A 19,589-nucleotide genomic window follows, 5' to 3' on the forward strand; every position below is an offset into this window, starting at 1 on the left:
TGAACGTGCCGGTTGACGGATCTCCCGTTACTGTTCGGTCTCATTAGAACGCGGGCGAAACCATGGCCAGCCAGTCGTCGGGTAACGCAGTTTTTTTAAATGGCAGTTTGATGCGTCACGTGACGCGTATGTCGTTGACCACCAGTATTGGCCTGATGGCCATTTTTGCCGTCGACTTTGTCGATATGATCTTCATTTCGATGCTCGGCAGCGACGCTCTGGCGGCAGCGGTTGGGTATGCCGGGACACTGCTGTTTTTCACCAATGCCATCAATATTGGCCTGTCGATCTCAGCCGGGGCCCTTGTTGCGCGCGCGCTTGGCGCAGGCAGACCGGAGCAGGCGCGCCACTACGCATCGAGTGTGGCGGTACTGGGCCTGACAGTCGGGTTGGTCACGTCGGTTTTGGTTCTGTTGAACCTCAGCTTTCTGCTGTCCCTGTTGGGCGCTGAAGGAGAGGTTCTGAGGCTTGCCACCCGCTATGTGTCGATCATTTTGCCGACCATGTGCGTCATGTCCATTGCCTTGGTCGCCATGGCGGTGTTGCGCGCCTACGGTGATGCGCGTCGGTCGATGATGGCAACGATCTATGGTGGTGTCGTGAATGCCGTTCTGGATCCGATCCTGATCTTTGCCGTTGGGTTAGGACTGGACGGGGCGGCAATCGCCTCGGTTCTGGCGCGGTTGTGCATGTTGGCAGCAGCGCTATGGCCTGCCTTGCGTATGCATCGCGGATTCGCCCGCCCTTCACTGAAACAGGTCGCGTTGGATTTGGGCCCGGTGCGTGCCATTGCGGTTCCAGCGGTTTTGACAAATGTTGCCACGCCGATCGGGAACGCCATCGTGGTGCGCGAGATCGCTGAATATGGAACGGATGCAGTGGCAGGCATGGCTGTGATCGGACGGCTACTGCCTGTCGCATTTTCGGTTATTTTTGCTCTGTCAGGCGCAATTGGACCCATCATCGGGCAGAATTTCGGAGCCGAAAGGTTTGACAGGGTACGCGAGGCTTTTTTGGCCGGGATCAAGTTCACGGCCATATATGTGCTTGGGATGGCAGCGATCCTGTTTTTACTGCGTGGTTCGATTGCGGATCTCTTCGTGGCACAGGGTGAAACCCGCGTGTTGATCTACCTGTTCTGCGGCCCACTGGCCTTGGCAGCCTTTTTCAATGGGGTCATCTTCGTTTCGAACGCCAGCTTTAACAATCTCGGGCATCCGGTTTATTCGACATGGATAAATTGGGGGCGCCACACAATTGGAACCTGGGTGTTCGCCTCTGTCGGGTCAACTCTGGCGGGGGCATCGGGCGTTCTTTTGGGACAGGCATTTGGGGGCATTATCTTCGCGGCCATCAGTTGGGTATTGGTCGCGCGTGTCGTGTCCCGGTTGGAACGCGCACAGGCCATCGACCCGTTTGCGGAGCAGAACCGTCTTCAGTCATTGTTTGGACGCCGTGGGTGGTGACAGGGGTTAGTTGCCCTGATTTCGCGCCTCAAGCCGTTCCAGATTAACGACCGTTGACAGCATCAGGCGGTCATGGCTCCAGTCATGGGTTTGCTGGATCGAGGCCGAGCCCACAGCCAGAAGGGCCGCAAACGTCAGCGTCAGGCCCAGAAACACAACGGGCAGGGGGGCCGACACTTGTGGTGCGTCCGTCAGTGCGATTACACGTTGGCGCAAGACCCGTTTGGCTTTACCGCCCGTCACCAGAGCCACGTTCAAGACACGCGGACGACCCATCGAGACGGTGCGCGCGCAATAGTCCAGAAGGCAGGCGGTGTATTCCCGGGCATTGATCCGTTTGCGGGCAACTACCGACTGGTCACAGGCCAATTCCCGCAACCGGTCGAACTGATACTTGAGCATCAGGTAGGCTGGATTCCAGAACAACACCGGACGCAGGAGTTCAAAACCAATCTCCCATTCGACGTCACCGGCCCGGATATGCTGAAACTCGTGCGCCAATGCAAACCGCAGCTCGCGCGGGGTGTCCAGCAGGTGGCTGGGCAACACGACGTGGCGGCGGCGCAAGCCCCGGACAGCAAACGGGATGGTGATACGATCTGACAGGCGGATATCTACACAGGCAGAACGGCGCCAGAGAAAGCTGGAATTGACGGTCTTGCGGATGGCCACGGCATCACGGATGGCGCGGACCGCGAGCAGGCAGGCGACAAGTGTCAGGGCGATCAGTGTAATCGTCATCAGGGGATGTTGTCCCGACAGAACAAGATCGATCCATCTTTCACGTGTGTTCAGCAGAGCCTCGAACTGAGTTGCCGGCATGCCGATGTCGCCCCGAAGATAGGCGGCCACGGCAATATCGCCGAGGGCCACGGCCCGATCGGGCCATGCAAGGGCGGCAAGCGCTGAGACGCCCAGTGCCAGCAGGGGGCTGAACACGACGCAAATACAAAGCGCCTTGAGGGTGCGTAACTGCGCGACAAATCCGTAACGCAGTGATGTGCGGACCAAAACAGTACGTGCAACAAGCCAGATCACGGCGGACAGACCCAGCACGATGTTCATTTCCAGATAGGCGTCGAGAACCGGTTTAACCGCTGTCATTTTGCAGTCTCCTTTCTACCAGTGCCCGAATATCCTCAAGATCGGCTTCGCTCAGACCGGCATCGTCGACCAGACGCGCAACCAGCGTGGCAGGCGTGTCGTCGAACAAAGTGCGCGACAAATTCTGCAGCGAACGTGCCTGATACCTGTCTTTTTCCAGAAGCGGCCGATAGATCAGGGTTTTGCCATCCTTACGGCTCTCGACAAAACCTTTATCGTCGAGGATGCGCAGGATGGTTGCACCCGATGTATAGGCCAGATTGCGTTCTGGCGGCAGGCAGTCCAGTACATCACGCACCGAGCCTTGTCCGATGGCCCAAAGCTCGTTCATGAACTCCAGTTCGACCTCGGTCAGCAGATTAGTCGTCTTTTTCTTACGCATCGGTCTCGGTGTCGCCATTTTTTAGTATGCCTGCCAGACAAGCATCCTTTCGCGCTTTCTCAAAGCCTAAACTTTCCAGAACACAAAAATGCCCCAGCCGACGGACAGGAAAAGCGGTGTCCAGACCGGTTGTCCCACGAGTCCGAGCCACGCCAGAAAGATGTAGACCGAACCCAGCAGGGTAATGAACAACCGATCACCCAAAGTTGTCGTCAGGCCCAGAACACCGCGCCGCTCGATCCCGTCGCGGTATTTAAATCCTTCCAGAACGCCGATCAGGGCCATGGCCGAGAAGATGCCAACAAAAATGGCCAGCGTTGCAGGTGTCCAGGCCATCCAGAAATCGGGCCACAGAGGGGCGGTCCAGGAGAACCCTTTTTCCTCTTGCTGGCCGACATTGCCCCATCCGGCCGCAGCTTGAGCTAGGGCCGAGGTGGGAACGAGGAGAGGGAGGGAGAGAAGGAGTTTGCGCATATCGAACCTCATACGCGACCCATCGCGAAACCACGCGCGATGTAGTTGCGGACAAACCAGATGACGATGGCACCGGGGATGATGGTGAGCGTCCCGGCAGCGGCCAGTAGGCCCAACTCATACCCTGCGCTTGAGGCCGTGCGAGTCATCACAGCGGCGATGGGCTTGGCCTCGACCGCCGTCAGCGTTTTAGCCAACAGCATTTCCACCCATGAGAACATGAAGCAGAAGAACGCCGCGACGCCCACGCCTGCTTTGATGTTCGGCAGGAAAATCGTCACGAAGAAACGGGGGAAGGAATAGCCGTCCACATAGGCGGTTTCGTCCAATTCCTTGGGAATGCCGCGCATGAACCCTTCCAGAATCCACACTGCCAACGGCACATTGAACAGCGTGTGCGCCAGAGCCACGGCCAGATAGGTGTCGAACAGGTGGATCGACGAATAGAGCTGGAAGAACGGCAGCGCGAAGACCGCAGCCGGAGCCATCCGGTTGGTCAGCAGCCAGAAGAACAGCTGTTTGTCGCCCAGGAACCTGTAGCGCGAGAACGCATAGGCGGCGGGCAGGGCGACACAGACCGACAGGATCGTGTTCAGCGTTACGTAGCTGATCGAGTTGATATAGCCCCAATACCATGTCGGGTCGGTAAAAATGGTGATGTAATTTTCCAGCGTAAAGGTCTGGGGAAACAGGGAAAAGCCCGACAGGATCTCGTTCGTTGTCTTGAAGGACATCGCCACTAGCCAATAGATAGGCAACATGAGGAACGCGATATAGAGGATCGGGATGATGGATCGCTTTTTCATTCTGCGTCATCCTTTGTCATCAGAGTGTAGAAGACCCAGCTGACCAGCAGCGTGATAGCGAAATAGATCAGGCTCATCGCCGCCGCCGGGCCGAGATCGAACTGTCCCAGAGCGATTTTTACAAGGTCAATTGACAGCAGTGTCGTCGAGTTGCCGGGGCCACCGCCTGTCAGAACGAAAGGTTCTGTGTAAATGTTGAAGCTGTCCATAAAGCGCAGCAGGATTGCGATGGTCAGAACCGTCTTCATCTTGGGCAACTGGATATAGCGGAACACGGACCACGGGCTGGCACCGTCGATTTTGGCGGCCTGATAGTAGGCGTCTGGGATCGACACCAATCCGGCATAGCACAGCAGCACGACGAGTGAGGTCCAGTGCCAGACATCCATGACAACGACGGTAATCCAGGCCGACAGCGGCTGTTGGGTCATGTCATAATTGATGCCCAGAACGTCATTCAGGAAATATCCCAGCAGGCCGATTTTGGGCAGTGTGAAGATGTTCCACATCGACCCCACCACGTTCCATGGGATCAGCATCGGCAAGGCCATCAGCACCAGACAGACCGGCACCCAGAAGCCTTTGCGCGGCATCGAAAGTGCTACGATGATACCCAAGGGTACCTCGATTGCCAGAATCATGCCGGTGAACAGGAACTGACGGCCTAGTGCGGCCTGAAACCGGTCGGACCGCAGGATTTGTTCGAACCAGCCCAGCCCTTCCCAGAAGAATTGGTTGTTCCCAAAGGTTTCTTGCACCGAATAGTTGACCACCGTCATCATCGGCACCAGCGCGTTGAACGCGACCAGCGCGAGAACGGGCAGGACAAAGAACCATGCTTTTTGGTTTTCCGTTCTCATTGGACTCGCTCCTCGGTTGCGATCCAGCCGTCGCGGTAGACGCGCGATTGTTCAGGTTTGAATTGCAGGAACACTTGCGAGCCCGGTTCGGGAACGCTGTGTTCAGTCACGGCCTTGAGGGCGGTGTTGCCGACCATCGCGCTGACCACATAGTGGCGGCCGATGTCAGACACTTTGGTTACGTGCGCCGGAATGCCGGTCTCGCCAAAGCTCACATATTCTGGGCGAATGCCCAAATCTGTACGCCCTCCGGAGCCGAGCGTGGCCCCCTCAAGTACCACTTCGTGCCCTTCAAAAATTGCGCGGTTGCCTTGCGTCTCACATGGCAGAACATTCATACCGGGAGATCCGATGAAATGGCCGACAAACGTGTGCTGAGGCCGTTCGAACAACTCGACCGGCGTGCCGATCTGAACCACTTCGCCGTCCTGCATCACCACGACCTCGTCGGCAAAGGTCAGCGCCTCGGTCTGGTCGTGGGTCACGTAGATCATTGTTGCTTTGACGCGCTGGTGCAGCTCTTTCAGTTTTGAACGCAGTTTCCATTTCAGATGCGGGTCGATCACCGTCAGCGGCTCATCAAACATCACCGCGTTCACGTCGTCGCGGACCAGACCGCGCCCCATCGAGATCTTCTGTTTGTTGTCGGGACTCAGACCGGAGGCCTTGGTGTTCAGCATATCCGCGACGTCCAGCATCTCGGCAATTTCATCAACGCGGCGCTTGATGGTTGCGGCATCGACACCCCGATTTTTCAATGGAAAGGCGAGGTTTTCACCAACGGTCATCGTGTCGTAGATAACTGGAAACTGAAAAACCTGCGCGATGTTGCGTTGATCGGGCGGCAGGGCTGTAACATCGCGGTCATCGAACAGGATCTGTCCCTCAGACGGGGTCAGCAGGCCCGAGATGATGTTAAGCAGCGTGGATTTCCCGCATCCCGACGGCCCAAGCAGTGCGTAAGCACCGCCATCGCGCCAGGTTACGTCGATCTCCTTCAACGCATAGTCGTCTGGGCCTTGCGGTGACGGCATGTAGCTGTGTTTCAGGTTTGAAAGCTTGATCTGTGCCATGTCAGGCCACCCTTTTGCCGTCTTGGCCGAAATACCGGCAATGGGCCGGGTTCATGTAGAAACTGTGATCCTCGCCCACCTGATAGGGGTGAACACCTGCTGCCAGAGATACCCACGCATCATCGCCATGTTGGAAATGAGCGCTGGAGTCTGAACCCGATAGCTCCGTCACGATCACCCGTCCGGTCAGTTCTACATCCGTGTCCGAATTGCGGAATGGCGTCACGCGATGCGGTCGAACTGCAACCGTGTATTCTCCATCTGCAATGTTGGTGACAGTCCATCCGCCACCGCCTGCGAGTTGCGCCTGTGCTCCGGATACAGTGATGTGCGCCACGTTGATAGGTGGGTCCGAGAACACGCGCGCGGCGGCAATGTTCTCGGGGTTGCGGTAAATGTCAGCGGTCGGACCGAACTGAGTGACACGGCCATCTGCCATCAGGGCGGTATGGCCACCAAGCAGCAGCGCCTCTTCCGGTTCCGAGGTCGCGTAGACTACGACAGCGCCCCGGCCCGCAAACAGATCAGGCAACTGTTCGCGCAGTTCTTCGCGCAGCTTGTAATCAAGGTTCGCCAGCGGTTCGTCGAGGAACACGGCCCTGCTTTCCTTTGCGATGGCGCGGGCCAAAGCGGTGCGTTGCTGCTGTCCGCCCGACAACTCGTGCGGGCGCCGATTCAGCATCGGGCGCAATTGCAGCAGGTCGGCGGCCTCTTCGACGCGGCCTTCGATCTCGCTTTGCGGCATCCTTGCGACCCGTAGCGGAGAGGCGATGTTGTCGAAGACGGTCATATGTGGGTAGTTCACGAAAAACTGGTGCACGAGGCTGATTTTACGCTTTTGCGTGCTCAGGCGCGTCACATCCTGCCCGTCCATCAGGACCTTGCCAGAGGCGATCGGGTCCAGCCCGGCCATCATCTTGATCAAGGACGTTTTGCCTGATCCGGTTGCACCCAGCAGCACATTGAAGTGGCCCGTATGCAGTGTCAGGGTCGTGGGTTTGATATGGGTGACGTTACCGACCCGTTTGGTCGCGTCTTGAAGTTCGATCATGTCTGTGGGTTCCGGTCCCGCAGCGCACTGCGCTGTCTTGGTCTCAAATTGGGGATGCCTGATGCGGCATCCCCGGGTTTCAAAGGCTTACTGAGACTGCCAGCGCTGAACCAGTTCGTCATAGTTGACGGTCTGGCCTTGCGGCTTTTCGTTCTCCAGCTTGGCCTTGGGCGAGCCCGCTTTTTCCAGCCAGAAGGACGCATCCTGCGGCTCGTTCAGGCGAGGACCACAACCACCGTAGACACCGGCGCTTTCATCCGCGGCCTGCATGCGACCCATGGTGATGTCCATTTCCTCGGCCAGACGATCCATCGCCTCTTGCGGGGTAAACGCACCCGAGTTCACGTCACCGATCTGCTGCCACCAGATCTGGGCCAGCTTCGGATAATCCGGTACGTTGATGCCTGTCGGCGACCATGCCACACGGTCAGGCGAGCGATAGAACTCGACCAGACCACCCAGCTTGGGTGCGCGTTCGGTGAACGACTCGTGATTGACCGAGCTGTCGCGGATGAAGGTCAGACCCACATGGGACTTCTTCACATCAACAGTCTTGGACGTCACAAACTGAGCGTAAAGCCAAGCCGCCTGAGCACGATCCGCGGGGGTCGATTTCAGGAAGGTCCACGACCCAACGTCCTGATAGCCAACCTTCTGGCCATCTTCCCAGTAGGGGCCATGCGGGCTGGGCGCCATCCGCCACAGCGGCGTACCTTCGTCATCCACGGTGTTGTTGCCTTCGGATTTTGGCTTCACCATGTCCGCAGTAAAGGCGGTGTACCAGAAGATCTGCTGGGCCACGTTGCCTTGACTGAGCGCCGGTAGCGACTGATAGAAGTCATAGGACGCTGCACCCGGAGGGGCGTAGTTCCGCAGCCATTCATCCCATTTGCGGATCGCGTAGACCGCAGCCGGACCGTTCGCAGCACCACCGCGCGAGACGGACGCCCCAACAGGGTTACAAGTGCCCGCTTCCATACGGATGCCCCACTCGTCGACGGGGATACCGTTCGGCTCACCCTTGTCGCCCGCACCAGCCATCGATAGCCAAGCGTCAGTCATGCGCCAGCCCAGATCGGGCGCGCGCTTGCCGTAGTCCATGTGGCCGTAAATCGCAGTGCCGTCGACTTCTTTCACGTCATTGGTGAAGAAATCGGCGATGTCTTCGTAAGCCGACCAGTTGACCGGAACACCCAGATCATAGCCGTACTTCTCTTTGAACGCGGCCTTGTTGGCTTCGTCATCGAACCAGTCCTTACGGAACCAGTAGAGGTTGGCGAATTGCTGATCGGGCAGCTGATACAGCTTGCCGTCCGGACCGGTGGTGAACTGGATGCCCATAAAGTCTTCCAGATCCAGCGTCGGAGACGTCGAACCCGCCCAGTCACCAGCCATCATGTCGGTCAGCGGATAAGCCAGTTGCAGACGTGAGTGGGTACCGATCAGGTCGCTGTCATTGACATAGCCGTCATACAGGTTCCGGCCGGTTTGCAGCTGGGTCTGTACGGCCTGAACCACTTCGCCCTCACCGAGGATCTGGTGGTTGACCTTGATACCGGTGATATCTTCGAACGCCTTGGTCAGCACCTCGGATTCGTAGGAATGCGTCGGGATGCCTTCGGACAGGACGTTGATTTCCATGCCAGAGTAAGGCTGTGCAGCTTCGATGAACCACTGCATTTCACCCATCTGTTCGTCTTTCGACAGGGTCGATGGTTGAAATTCGTCGTCGATCCAGCGTTGTGCTGCGGCTTCGTCGGCCCAAACGGGACCGTGCCCCGCAATGACGGCAGCCGCCGCCACTGCGGAAAGTAGATGTCTCCGCATCTGTTTCCTCCCAAAAAATTATGGTTATCCGGCGCAGACCGGATGACGCACAGCATCAGCGATTTTTTGCGTACGTGTCAAACTAAAAATTTAGTAAATGACTTTGAGGTATGTTCCGGGCGGCGAAATCACCTTCGGTTGCCAATTCATGAATTCGTTGTAAGCTGTTTCCATAGTTGCAAAAAATGCCGCTGACCTACGCGGCGCCGATTACTGAAAATGACTTAGACGCATGAGGATAGGCAATGTCCCAAAGCCTTTTGAAGTACACGCGTGTTCTGGAAATCGTCGGGGACACGATAAAGATCCAGATACCTGTCAAAAAGACCGGCGAGCCCGCTGTCCGGTTCAACGATCTTGCGGTGATCGAAACGGTGGATGGCCGTAAAACACTGGCCCAGACGATCTTCATCGACAGGGACGTGGTGACGTTGCAGGTGTTTTCCGGCACCAAGGGAATCTCGACCGAAGCAACGGCAACGTTCGTCGGTCATCCGATGCAGACGTCGTATTCGGCCAATATCCTGGGCCGGGTTTTTGACGGGGCCGGGGAAGCAATTGATGACGGCCCGGACTTGTCGGCTGAACCAAGAATCGACATCGGTGGACCTACAGTGAATCCGGCCGAGCGCGCCGTGCCGAACAAAATGATCCGTACTGATGTGCCGATGATCGATGTGTTCAATACGCTGGTCGACAGCCAGAAAAGACCAATCTTTTCGGTATCGGGTGAGCCGTTTAACGCCTTTCTCAGCCGAATCGGCATTCAGGCAGACGCCGACATCGTGGTGTTTGGCGGCTTGGGTCTGATCTTTGATGACTACTATACGTTCCGAACATCTTTCGAAGATGCGGGCGTATTCTCGCGCACGGTGATGTTCGTCAATCAGGCGATGGACCCGCTGGTCGAGCGTCTTCTGGTGCCGGATATGGCGCTGGCTGTGGTTGAAAAGTTTGCCGTCGAAGAAGGTAAACGGGTTCTTGTTCTGATGACCGACATGACCGCCTATGCCGACGCAATGAAAGAGGTCGGTATCAGTCAGGAGCGTGTGCCATCCCAACACGGCTATATAGGCGATCTCTATTCCCAGCTTGCCCGTCGTTACGAAAAGGCATGTGACTACGCAAAAGGCGGGTCAGTGACCGTTTTGACCGTGACGACGATGCCGGGCAATGATGTGACCCATCCCGTGCCGGAAAATACGGGCTACATTACTGAGGGGCAGCTTTATCTGCATTCCGGTGTGATTGATCCGTTCGGCAGCCTTTCGCGCCTCAAGCAAAACGTGATCGGCAAGAGCACGCGTGAAGATCACGGTCAGATCATGAACACGATGATCCGCTTTTATTCGGAAAGTCGCGATGCGGCTCAGAAACAGGCGATGGTGTTTGATCTGTCAGACTACGATCACCACTTGCTGAAATTTGGTTCCCTGTTCCGGACGCGGTTCATGGATATCAACGTCTCGATCCCGTTGGAGGAAGCATTGGATCTGGGGTGGAAAACTCTGGCCGAATGCTTTGCGCCAGAGCAATTGCTGATGAAGCAAGCGCTGACCGACAAGTATTTCCCAAAGGATGCCAATGGCGGGGTTGCAGCTGAATAAATCGTCACTCGCCCGCGAGCAGACGCAGTTGAAAAGCTATGAGCGGTTCCTGCCGTCGCTGGACCTTAAGCGGCAACAGTTGATGGCAGAACGCGTCAAGGCTCGCGAAAATGTACGCCGCTGCAAGATGAGGTGCAGGACCTAACCCGTCAGGTAGGGGAAAAGCTGCCAATGCTGGCACAGCAGGGGATCGATCTAGACGGGTTGGTCGAACTGAAAGACTATAAGATCTCAGAGGTCAACGTGGTTGGGGTGACGATGCCTTGCCTCGATCGAATCAAAGTTGCCGTGCGGCCCTACTCGGTACCGGCCAAACCCCACTGGGTCGATGCCGCCGCGCGATTGTTGCACGACATGATCGAAGCGCGTCTGCGGGTCAAAATTACTGAGGACTGTGTGCGGGTCTTTGACAAGGCAGTCGCAACCATCACTCAGCGGGTCAAGCTGTTCGAAAAAGTTCTGATCCCGCGCGCCAAAGCCAATATCAAGAAAATCCGTATCTATCTGAGCGATGAACAGATGCAGGCGGTTGTGCGCTCGAAAATCTCCAAACGCAAACATGAGCGGGAGGCTGTCTCATGACGGTTGCGCGGCTCAAAAAACTGTCGCTGGTCGGGCCTGCGGGGCACAAGACGGGTACGCTTGAAGCACTTCAGGACTTGGGGTGCATGCATGTTCTGCCTTTGGTGGTACCACCAAGCGAGCCAGAGGAGATCAGTGAACGCGGCGCGCGCGAAGCCTACAAAGCACTGCGTTTCCTGACTGAAATCTCCGACCCGCGCCGACAGATACAACGCGATCCTGACTTTGATATGGATGTGTTCGTCAAAGACGTTCTTGATTTGATGCAACGTCGTCGGCACATGATGGATCGGCGGGACTTTCTGGCGCATCGTATCGTGCAGGTGTGCCCTTGGAGTGATCTGGATTTTCCGCCAACAGATGAATTGGCGGGCAACCGTTTGTGGTTCTACCAGCTTCCGCTGAAGCATCGCGACACCCTTGCCAGCGTAAAACTGCCCTGGGCCATTCTGGAAAGGGATCATCGGTTTATTTACGTCGTCCTGATCTCACCAGACGAACCGGATGATGACATACTGCCGGTACCTCGAATTCAGGTGGGGTCTCTGCCCATTCACGAGTTGGAGGCGCAATTGGAAGAGGCCGAAATTGCGCTGGAGGCATTGGAGGCCGAACGGGTGGCGCAGACCCGGTACCTGACCTTGATGCGTCGAAATTTATCTGTCGCGGAAAGCGCGGCCGAGCTGGCCCATGCAACACAGAAAGTGCGCGACGAAAAGTCGGTGTTTGCCGTGCAGGGTTAGGTGCCAGAGGATCGTGTGGAGGCCGTTTTGAACATGGCGGACGCCAACGGTGCGGCAGTGTTGATCGAAGAGCCCGGGCCAGATGACGCCCCCCCCCACATTGTTGGAGCAACCTGAAAACCGAAGTGCAGCGGTCGATCTGGCCCTGTTCTATCAGGTGCCCGGCTATCAGGACTGGGACCCGAGCGTCATTGTTTCTGCCTCGTTTGCGATCTTCTTTGCCATGATTGTTGCAGACGCGGGATATGGCGTGGTTATCCTGCTGGGTCTGCTGGCCTTTTGGAAGCGACTTGACAGGACGTCTGCCCAGAGGCCGTGGCGGCGTTTTGGATTGATCATATCCGGATCGACCATTCTATACGGTGTCATGGCCGGTAGCTATTTTGGAGTGTCTCCGGATCAAGGATCAATCTGGGCCAGGTTCAAAGTGCTGGATCTGAACAATTTCAGCGCGATGATGATGGTTTCTATCGTCGTGGGCGTTTTGCACCTGGTATTGGCGAATGCGCTGGCTGCGCGGGCAGCCTGGGGGCACCGTAAAGCGATTGCCAATTTGGGATGGATCGCAGCATTGATCGGTGGGTTTGTTTTGTGGCTCAGCTACATGAACGATAAAGCGCCGGCGCCGGGGGCGATAACTATGGGCGTTGGAGTTCTGGCCATCGTGCTGTTTTCCAGCGAACGCGTTATCAAACGGCCAATCGATTGGCTGTGGCGTTTGATCGAGGGGCTGCAAAGCCTTGCTGGAGCCATGGGCGCTTTTGGAGATGTCCTTAGTTATATGCGCCTATTTGCGCTGGGCCTTGCCTCGGCCTCGCTGGCGATAACCTTCAACGATCTGGCCGTGTCAGTGATGCATACGCTCAAAGGCTCGGGCATTCTGTTTGGTCGGCTTATCCTGATCATCGGACACGTTTTGAACTTCGCCCTCGCGATGATGAGCGGCGTCGTACACGGATTACGCCTCAATTACATCGAATTCTTTAAATGGGGTTTGCCGGACGAAGGCATCGCCTTTCGCCCGTTCGCCCGCAAGGAGGTTCAGGAATGAATGAGCTTGTTCTTACATTGGGTTGGCTGGGGATTTATGCGCCCATGGCGCTGGGTGCCGCTGCCAGCGCGGTTGGTTGCTCTATCGCAGGTCAGGCCAGTATCGGCGCCATGACCGAGACCGAGGGCGGCTATGGCCGCTTTGTTGGGGTTTCCGCCTTTCCATCGACGATGGTGATCTACGGGATCGTCATCATGTTCACCCTGAACCGCGACGTCACGCCTTAAAACGCAGGTGGATTGTTCGGGATCGGTATCCTGTCCGGCATTGCGCTGATGTATTGCGGTATCTGGCAGGGCCGGGCCTGTGTTGCGGCGATCAACGCGACCAAGGAAAAGCCCGAGATCTTTGGTCTTGCTCTGGCCCCGGCTGCCATCATCGAAGGTTTTGGCGTTTTTGCCTTTGTCTTTGCCCTGGTGATCAGGGCGGGGATCAGTTGATGGCACGGGAACGCATGATTTCACACGGTGTAGATACCCTGATCGAAAAGCTGCGCAGCGATGGGGTGGCCGCCGGTGAGGCAGAGGCAAAAAAGCTGCGTGCGGATGCCACAGCCTAGGCTGCACGGATTCTCGCCGATGCCAAGCGCGAAGCAGAGGATTTCAAGAAAAGGGCGCGCGCGGATTCGGATAACTACCGCGCGGCTGGCGAAGAGGCTTTGAACACTGCCATGCGGGATGCCGTGTTGACGATGAAGGCCGGGCTGACCGATCGGTTCAAGGAAGATGTCGAACGTCTTGTCACCAAAGAAATGGCCGATTCTGATTTGCTGAAACAGATGATCCTCGAGATTGTCGGCCGTGCCGGAGAAGGTGCAAATCTGGAAGGTAGGATTCAGGTTATTTTGCCTGCCAGAATCACAACGCAGGAAGACATCAAACAAAACGCGGATGATATTCAGTCCGGTAAATTGACAAAATATGTGCTGGGTTTGACAGCCAAGATGTTGCGCGAAAACGTAGAACTGCACCTCTCTGACAATGAACAGGATGGCATACGGGTGCGGGCCGAGGACCAGGGTGTTGTGCTGGACCTGACAGACAAGGCGGTCGCCGGGTTGTTGATGGAACATCTGCAACCCCGGTTCCGGGCCGTGCTGGAAGGGGTCATCCGCTGAGATACCGAACCCCGACGCCTATATCGCCTTGATCTGTAGTCTTCCGGGGTCTGAGCGGTTGTTTATCGCCAAGCAGCCGCCGCTGTCGCGTCTCAGGTTGGACCGGCGCCTTAAGGCGCTGACGCCGGAGGATGCAAACGTGCTGGACGTGTTGGAGCATACGCCGAGTTGGAGCGCCTATGACATGAACGTCACCGACTCGCAGGCGATCCAGCGGTGCAAGCAGGCACTTCGCGAAATTCCGCAACCGACATTGCGCAAACTGTTCATGGAGCGGATGGAGATACGTTCGGTGGTCGCTGCCTTGCGTCTGCGCCAACGTGGTGAAGGGCCTCCGTCAGGATCCTTTGGGGTAGGGCGTTGGGGGCGACACATCCCTGCCAACTGGAGCGATCCGAGCTTCCGGCTCGAGACGCCAATGCCTTGGATAAATGAGGTCAATCAACTGCTGGACAGTGAAGATCCGTTGGGTCTGGAACGTCTGCTTTTGTCACTCAGCCACACCCAACTGAAACGGCACGCTGCCCGTCACACTTTCGATTTTGAGGCGGTCGCCATCTACGTGTTGATCTGGAACATTTTCAACCGCTGGGCACAAAGCAGCGCGGAAGAAGCAGCCAAGAGATTTGAGAAACTGGCGCAACAGGCCATGGCCAACGTTGCAGATATCGACTTTGAAGGAGTAAGCACATGACAGCCCCAAGCTCAGCCTTGCTAACGGCGACGGCCCGCGTTGTCTCTGTGCAGGAAGGGCTGGTGCGGATACAGGCCAATCCGGACGCGGCAGGCAAGCCGGGTCAACTGGTCAAGAACGAAGCCGTATTCATCCTGCCCACTCGGCCCGGTCCGGACGGTCGTCAGGAACGGCTCAAGGCCGAGGTTTTGCGGGTGCGCGGAGACACGGCGGATGTTCAGGTTTATGAAAGCACAGATGGCGTGGCCGTTGGTGTTCCTGTCGAACAATCCGGGCAATTGCTGTCGGTTGAGCTGGGGCCGGGTTTGCTGGGGCAGGTTTTTGACGGGCTGCAATCGCCATTGCCCAAAGTGGCTGCCGAATTCGGAACGTTCTTGCCACGCGGCGCCGATGTTGCGCCGCTGGACGATCAGACCAAGCGGTCTTTCACTCCAACAGTGAAGGTGGGCGACACTGTCACCGCGGGGGACAGTATCGGAACCGTGCCTGAGGGGCATTTCAATCACAAGGTCAAGCTACCGTTCAACTGGTCTGGTGATTACAAGGTGGTCTGGGTGCAGGAGGGCGCAGCCAATATACGCGATATCGTGGCCCGGCTGGAGGACGCGCAGGGCGGAGAACATACGCTAACCCTGGCGCAGAAATGGCCTGTTCGGCGCCCATTGCCCGAAAGCATTCTAAAAAGAGCTTTGTCCGAGCGGTTGTATCCGACCGAGCCGGTCCTGACGTCGCAACGGTTGATTGACACGTTTTTTCCGGTCGCGCGCGGAGGTACGGCCTGTATTCCGGGGCCGTTCGGGGCAGGTAAGACCGTGTTGCAGAACCTGATTGCCCGCAATGCAAAGGTGGACATCGTGATCGTCGTGGCCTGCGGTGAGCGCGCGGGGGAAGTGGTGGAAACCATTTCCGAGTTTCCAAAAATGACCGACCCGACCACCGGCGGCAGCCTTATGGACCGAACCATCATCATCTGCAACATCTCGTCCATGCCGGTTGCCGCGCGTGAGGCTTCGATTTTCACCGGCATCACGCTGGGCGAATGTTATCGCCAGATGGGCTATGACGTTCTGCTGATCGCCGACAGCACCAGCCGTTGGGCGCAGGCGATGCGCGAGACCTTGGGCAAGCTGGAAGAGATCCCCGGCGAGGAAGGATTCCCAGCCTATCTGGAAAGCTCGATCTAGGGATTGTATGAACGGGCCGGGGTGCTGAAGACCAACGACGGAGATATGGGCAGTCTGACTCTGATCGGAACGGTCTCGCCTGCGGGTGGCAATTTTGACGAACCGGTCACGCAATCGACCCTCTCGACCGTCAAGTGTTTCCTCGGGTTGTCATCCGAGCGTGCTTATAAACGCTTCTACCCGGCGGTCGATCCGATGCTGAGTTGGTCACGCTATCTGGATCAAATGTCCGACTGGTACGACAGGAACGCCGAGCCCGGTTGGACGGCCAAAGTACGCGACTTGCTGGCTCTGATCGAAAAGGGTGAGCAGATTGACCAGATGATGCAGGTGACTGGCGAAGAAGGCGTAACAATCGAAGATTTTGTGACGCAACAAAAGGCGCTGTTCGTCGACATGGTCTATCTCCAGCAGGACGCATTCGACAAGGTGGACGCGACTGTGCCTCTTGAACGGCAGAAAAAGACGTTCAAGCTGATCTATGATGTGACCCAATCCACGGCAGAATTCGCTGACAAGGCAGAGGTCAGGAAAGTGTTTACGCACCTAACGGATTTGGTGAAGAACTTTCACTATGCCGCTGAAAACGCCCCGGAATACAAATCGATCTGGCAACAGATCGAAAACCTGTGCCGTGACAAATTCAATCTCTGAGATTGTGGCTGATATCCAACCTGGAACGTGGGTCTCACAAATCAGAGTCAAATAGAAATCCCACAGATATGACTTGATAAGGACCGATTTTCGTGTCTTTCTGTGGGGATCTTTGGATTTTCGGAGTAAGTTGTGAAAAAGCGCGCGCCCAATACGCATCGCGAACTGGAATTGCTGGACGCATTGCGGCGTCTGGGCGGGACGGCGCGAAATTCAGAGCTGGCCAATATGTTAGCCGTATCCGAGGAAACCGTACGACGTACGATAAAGGCGCTGTCCAAGGCAGGTACAGTAGAACGGGTCCATGGTGGCGCCTATCTGGCCGGTGTGCAGGGAGATCCCAGCTTTTTTCGCCGTATCTCGCAGCATGCCGAAGAAAAGCGCCGTATCGCCGGGCATATCGCCAAAATGGTACAAGATCAAATGACAGTGTTTCTGGATGTCGGTTCGACAACGGCATTTGTTGCCGAAGAACTGCGACGGGCCGGGAACCTGACAATCGTGAGCAACTCGATAGGTATCGGGCAGGCTCTGGCAGGGATAAACGGCAACCGGGTGCACCTGCTTGGCGGAGAAATGCAAAGTGATGAGCGCGGGACATTCGGCCATGTGGCCCATCGGCAGGTGCAACGTTACGCATTTGACCTTGTGGTCCTGAGCACCGACGCGATCTTGGATCGCAAGGGGTTCTTGTATCAAAGTTTGGCCGAAGCTGATCTGGCATCCGTCGTCGTCCGGAATGCGGATCATGTCGTGATGGCAGCTGCGCATTTCAAATTTGGTGAGACCGCCCCATATGTTGGCCCAGATCCGCGAATGGTCCATACACTGGTGACGGACCGAGCGCCCAAAGGCACTTTGGCGGATTCAATTGGGCAATGGGGCGTAAACGTGCACGTCGCTGACGGGCCTTAGTTTCGTGCCAATTTGTTACTTCTGCGCAGGTTTTGCGCGCAAACCGTTGAAATTCGACCGAGGATGAGTGGATGGCAATCCTGAATTTCCTGATTCAGTTGGCTGGGGCAACAATGCTGTTGCTGTTTGCCGTGCGTATGGTGCGCACCGGGATCGAGCGGAGCTATGGCGCCTCGTTTCAGCGGGTGATGACCGAGCAGCAGAGCTTTGTGCAGGCCTCGATGGTTGGGGTTGCGATGGCGGTCGTATTGCAAAGCGCGACGGCCGTGACCTTGCTGACATCAGGGTTTGCCGCCAGCGGTTTGCTGGCCTTTTCGACCGGTCTGGCAATTGTTTTAGGTGGCGATCTGGGCTCGGCCCTGGTGATCCAGATCCTGTCCTTTCGGATGGATTGGTTGATCCCGATGCTTTTAGCTGTCGGCGGTTATCTGTTCGTCAAAACCGAAGCGAAGAAAGCGCGCCAACTGGGGCGGATTCTGATGGGCATCGCCTTTATCCTGATCTCTCTGCGCTTTTTGCGAGAGGCCATGGATCCGATCCGCGACAGTGCGTTTTTACCCGCCGTGGCCGATTATCTGGCTCGGGACTATATCACCGCATTTCTAGTTGGGGGCGCGCTGGCCTTTGTGATGCACTCGTCAGTGGCCGCAATCCTTATGTGTGTGACGCTTGTGCAAATCGGGGCCATCCCGTTCGAGGCGGGGTTGTCACTGGTCTTGGGGGCCAATTTCGGGTCGGGGTTCATCCCCGTATGGTTGAGCCGAGGGATGGATATCTCGGCGCGCCGCATCCCATATGCCAATCTTGCGCTTCGCGGAACGTGGGCTGTTTTGGCGCTGTTTGCCTGCAATATAACCTTACGATCCGGAGTGTTGGATGTTCCCGGCAGCGGGCAGATGTTGGTGACCGCTCACTTGGCGTTCAACGCGTTTCTGCTACTTCTGGCTTTGCCCTTCTGCGGGCGCTTGCAGCCATTGGTCGAACGGCTACTGCCCGAGCCTGAGGCGCGGACAGCAGCCGCAGAACATGGCCGTCCCGTCAGCATGCTGGACCCGCGCGACATCGGCAATGCCAGCCAAGCGGTGTCCAGCCTCAAGCGTGAACTGCTGCATATGTGCGATCTGGTTGATGCCATGTTCCGGCCAACGCTGGAATTGTACAAGTCCGGCGACAAGGACCAGATCCGCGCCATCCGGGCCATGGACGGTGAGGTCAACGAGTGCCTGTATCGGATAAGAACTTTTGTTGCTGCGATTCCAACTGAGAGTTTCGGCAAACAGAACGCCAAACTGGCCCGGGATATGATGGAATACGCAATCCGTCTTGAAACGGCCGGGGATGTTGTTGCCAAGCGATTGACCGCATTGGCGGATGACATGCGCAAAACCGGGGCGTCGTTTTCGAAAGAGGGTTGGTCAGAACTGGTGCAGATGCATGAAGGCATTCTGGCCAACGTCAGGCTGGCGATCAATGTACTGATCTCGGACGATCTGGAAAGCGCGCGATTGCTGAGCCAGGAGAAAAGCGAGATCAAGCGGGTCGAGCGGGACAGCCGCAAACGTCACCTGCGCCGGTTGCAGCACGGTGAGAGCGCAAGTTTCGAAACCAGCGATATCCACCTCGAAACTTTGCGCGCATTTCGCGAATTCAACAGCCATATCTCTGCTGTGGCCTACCCGATTCTTTACCGGCACGGTCAACTGCTGGAGACACGTCTGATCGAAGATTTGCCGCAGATGGCAATGGATGAACGTAACCGGTCGTCCTGAAAGGGCGCAAAGCGCAGTCGCTAACCTTTTGAAGTCTTGGAGGTTTCAAGGAAAGTGGTAGCCCGTAGGGGAATCGAACCCCTCTTTCCAGGTTGAAAACCTGGCGTCCTAACCGATAGACGAACGGGCCATCTGGTAGTGGCATAAGCACAAGTGGTAGCCCGTAGGGGAATCGAACCCCTCTTTCCAGGTTGAAAACCTGGCGTCCTAACCGATAGACGAACGGGCCA

At 56.8% G+C, this 19,589-nt stretch carries 19 protein-coding genes, 2 tRNA genes and 2 pseudogenes; 13 read left to right on the plus strand and 10 right to left on the minus strand.

All coding sequences use genetic code 11. The features are described from left to right. Nucleotides 1-110 precede the first annotated feature (110 nt). On the plus strand, nt 111-1,466 hold the full coding sequence (locus HW561_RS02955; protein WP_176861722.1) for an MATE family efflux transporter: 1,356 nt from the start codon (nt 111-113) through the stop codon (nt 1,464-1,466). Nucleotides 1,467-1,472: 6 nt separating this feature from the next. Here HW561_RS02955 and HW561_RS02960 read toward each other — a convergent pair whose 3' ends face one another. From HW561_RS02960 to HW561_RS02995, 8 genes are all read right to left on the minus strand, one after another. Beyond that, complete coding sequence (locus tag HW561_RS02960) at nt 1,473-2,570, minus strand: M56 family metallopeptidase (protein WP_176861723.1); 1,098 nt, start codon at nt 2,568-2,570, stop codon at nt 1,473-1,475. Next, nucleotides 2,557-2,952 carry a BlaI/MecI/CopY family transcriptional regulator gene (locus tag HW561_RS02965; protein ID WP_176861724.1) on the minus strand — a complete coding sequence of 132 codons (396 nt, stop codon included), beginning with the start codon at nt 2,950-2,952 and terminating at the stop codon, nt 2,557-2,559. Before HW561_RS02965 ends, HW561_RS02960 begins: the two co-directional genes overlap by 14 nt. Before the next feature lie 66 nt (nt 2,953-3,018). Further along, a complete protein-coding gene (locus tag HW561_RS02970; RefSeq protein ID WP_176861725.1) occupies nt 3,019-3,426 on the minus strand; it encodes a DUF2160 domain-containing protein in 408 nt (135 codons plus the stop codon). A gap of 8 nt (nt 3,427-3,434) precedes the next feature. Continuing rightward, the gene (locus HW561_RS02975; RefSeq protein WP_176861726.1) at nt 3,435-4,232 is read right to left on the minus strand and encodes a carbohydrate ABC transporter permease; all 798 of its coding nucleotides are present in this window, start codon (nt 4,230-4,232) and stop codon (nt 3,435-3,437) included. Then, complete coding sequence (locus HW561_RS02980) at nt 4,229-5,092, minus strand: carbohydrate ABC transporter permease (RefSeq protein ID WP_176861727.1); 864 nt, start codon at nt 5,090-5,092, stop codon at nt 4,229-4,231. Before HW561_RS02980 ends, HW561_RS02975 begins: the two co-directional genes overlap by 4 nt. Further along, a complete protein-coding gene (locus HW561_RS02985) occupies nt 5,089-6,165 on the minus strand; it encodes an ABC transporter ATP-binding protein (protein WP_176861728.1) in 1,077 nt (358 codons plus the stop codon). The genes HW561_RS02980 and HW561_RS02985 overlap by 4 nt, the downstream gene beginning before the upstream one ends. A gap of 1 nt (nt 6,166) precedes the next feature. Next, nucleotides 6,167-7,216 carry an ABC transporter ATP-binding protein gene (locus HW561_RS02990; protein WP_176861729.1) on the minus strand — a complete coding sequence of 350 codons (1,050 nt, stop codon included), beginning with the start codon at nt 7,214-7,216 and terminating at the stop codon, nt 6,167-6,169. Between the two features lie 87 nt (nt 7,217-7,303). After that, entirely contained in the window at nt 7,304-9,043 is a 1,740-nt protein-coding gene (locus HW561_RS02995; protein WP_176861730.1) for an ABC transporter substrate-binding protein, read from the minus strand. Nucleotides 9,044-9,288: 245 nt separating this feature from the next. Between HW561_RS02995 and HW561_RS03000 the strand changes: the two genes are divergently transcribed. The 12 genes and pseudogenes from HW561_RS03000 to HW561_RS03045 all read left to right on the plus strand — a co-directional run bounded on the left by HW561_RS03000 (nt 9,289) and on the right by HW561_RS03045 (nt 19,359). Beyond that, nucleotides 9,289-10,650: a V-type ATP synthase subunit B gene (locus HW561_RS03000; protein WP_176861731.1), complete on the plus strand. Its 1,362-nt coding sequence runs from the start codon at nt 9,289-9,291 to the stop codon at nt 10,648-10,650. Nucleotides 10,651-10,758: 108 nt separating this feature from the next. Then, nucleotides 10,759-11,232 (plus strand): annotated as a pseudogene (locus HW561_RS03005) (V-type ATP synthase subunit D); the annotation flags it as partial. Then, nucleotides 11,229-11,975: a V-type ATP synthase subunit I domain-containing protein gene (locus tag HW561_RS03010; protein WP_176861733.1), complete on the plus strand. Its 747-nt coding sequence runs from the start codon at nt 11,229-11,231 to the stop codon at nt 11,973-11,975. The pseudogene HW561_RS03005 and the gene HW561_RS03010, both read left to right, overlap by 4 nt. An 82-nt stretch (nt 11,976-12,057) precedes the next feature. Next, nucleotides 12,058-13,026 (plus strand): V-type ATP synthase subunit I, encoded by a 969-nt coding sequence (locus HW561_RS03015; RefSeq protein WP_176861734.1) that lies wholly within the window; start codon nt 12,058-12,060, stop codon nt 13,024-13,026. Next, nucleotides 13,023-13,253 (plus strand): hypothetical protein, encoded by a 231-nt coding sequence (locus tag HW561_RS23660; protein ID WP_211198494.1) that lies wholly within the window; start codon nt 13,023-13,025, stop codon nt 13,251-13,253. Before HW561_RS03015 ends, HW561_RS23660 begins: the two co-directional genes overlap by 4 nt. A 12-nt stretch (nt 13,254-13,265) precedes the next feature. Further along, complete coding sequence (locus HW561_RS23665; protein ID WP_211198495.1) at nt 13,266-13,466, plus strand: hypothetical protein; 201 nt, start codon at nt 13,266-13,268, stop codon at nt 13,464-13,466. Nucleotides 13,467-13,684: 218 nt separating this feature from the next. Further along, a complete protein-coding gene (locus HW561_RS03025; RefSeq protein WP_176861735.1) occupies nt 13,685-14,143 on the plus strand; it encodes a hypothetical protein in 459 nt (152 codons plus the stop codon). Nucleotides 14,144-14,201: 58 nt separating this feature from the next. Next, complete coding sequence (locus HW561_RS03030) at nt 14,202-14,837, plus strand: hypothetical protein (RefSeq protein ID WP_176861736.1); 636 nt, start codon at nt 14,202-14,204, stop codon at nt 14,835-14,837. Beyond that, nucleotides 14,834-16,219 (plus strand): annotated as a pseudogene (locus tag HW561_RS23840) (V-type ATP synthase subunit A); the annotation flags it as partial. The gene HW561_RS03030 and the pseudogene HW561_RS23840, both read left to right, overlap by 4 nt. Before the next feature lie 27 nt (nt 16,220-16,246). Then, nucleotides 16,247-16,675: an ATP synthase beta subunit C-terminal domain-containing protein gene (locus tag HW561_RS24250; protein ID WP_408015362.1), complete on the plus strand. Its 429-nt coding sequence runs from the start codon at nt 16,247-16,249 to the stop codon at nt 16,673-16,675. Between the two features lie 132 nt (nt 16,676-16,807). Beyond that, a complete protein-coding gene (locus HW561_RS03040; protein ID WP_328803236.1) occupies nt 16,808-17,590 on the plus strand; it encodes a DeoR/GlpR family DNA-binding transcription regulator in 783 nt (260 codons plus the stop codon). A gap of 71 nt (nt 17,591-17,661) precedes the next feature. Then, the gene (locus HW561_RS03045; protein ID WP_176861737.1) at nt 17,662-19,359 is read left to right on the plus strand and encodes a Na/Pi cotransporter family protein; all 1,698 of its coding nucleotides are present in this window, start codon (nt 17,662-17,664) and stop codon (nt 19,357-19,359) included. 55 nt (nt 19,360-19,414) lie between these two features. Here the strand turns inward: HW561_RS03045 and HW561_RS03050 are convergent. After that, nucleotides 19,415-19,489 (minus strand) — tRNA-Glu (locus HW561_RS03050). Between the two features lie 24 nt (nt 19,490-19,513). Beyond that, a tRNA-Glu gene (locus HW561_RS03055) sits at nt 19,514-19,588 on the minus strand. Nucleotide 19,589: the final 1 nt, after the last annotated feature.

It is taken from the genome of Ruegeria haliotis (assembly GCF_013377785.1).
GTDB lineage: Bacteria > Pseudomonadota > Alphaproteobacteria > Rhodobacterales > Rhodobacteraceae > Ruegeria > Ruegeria haliotis.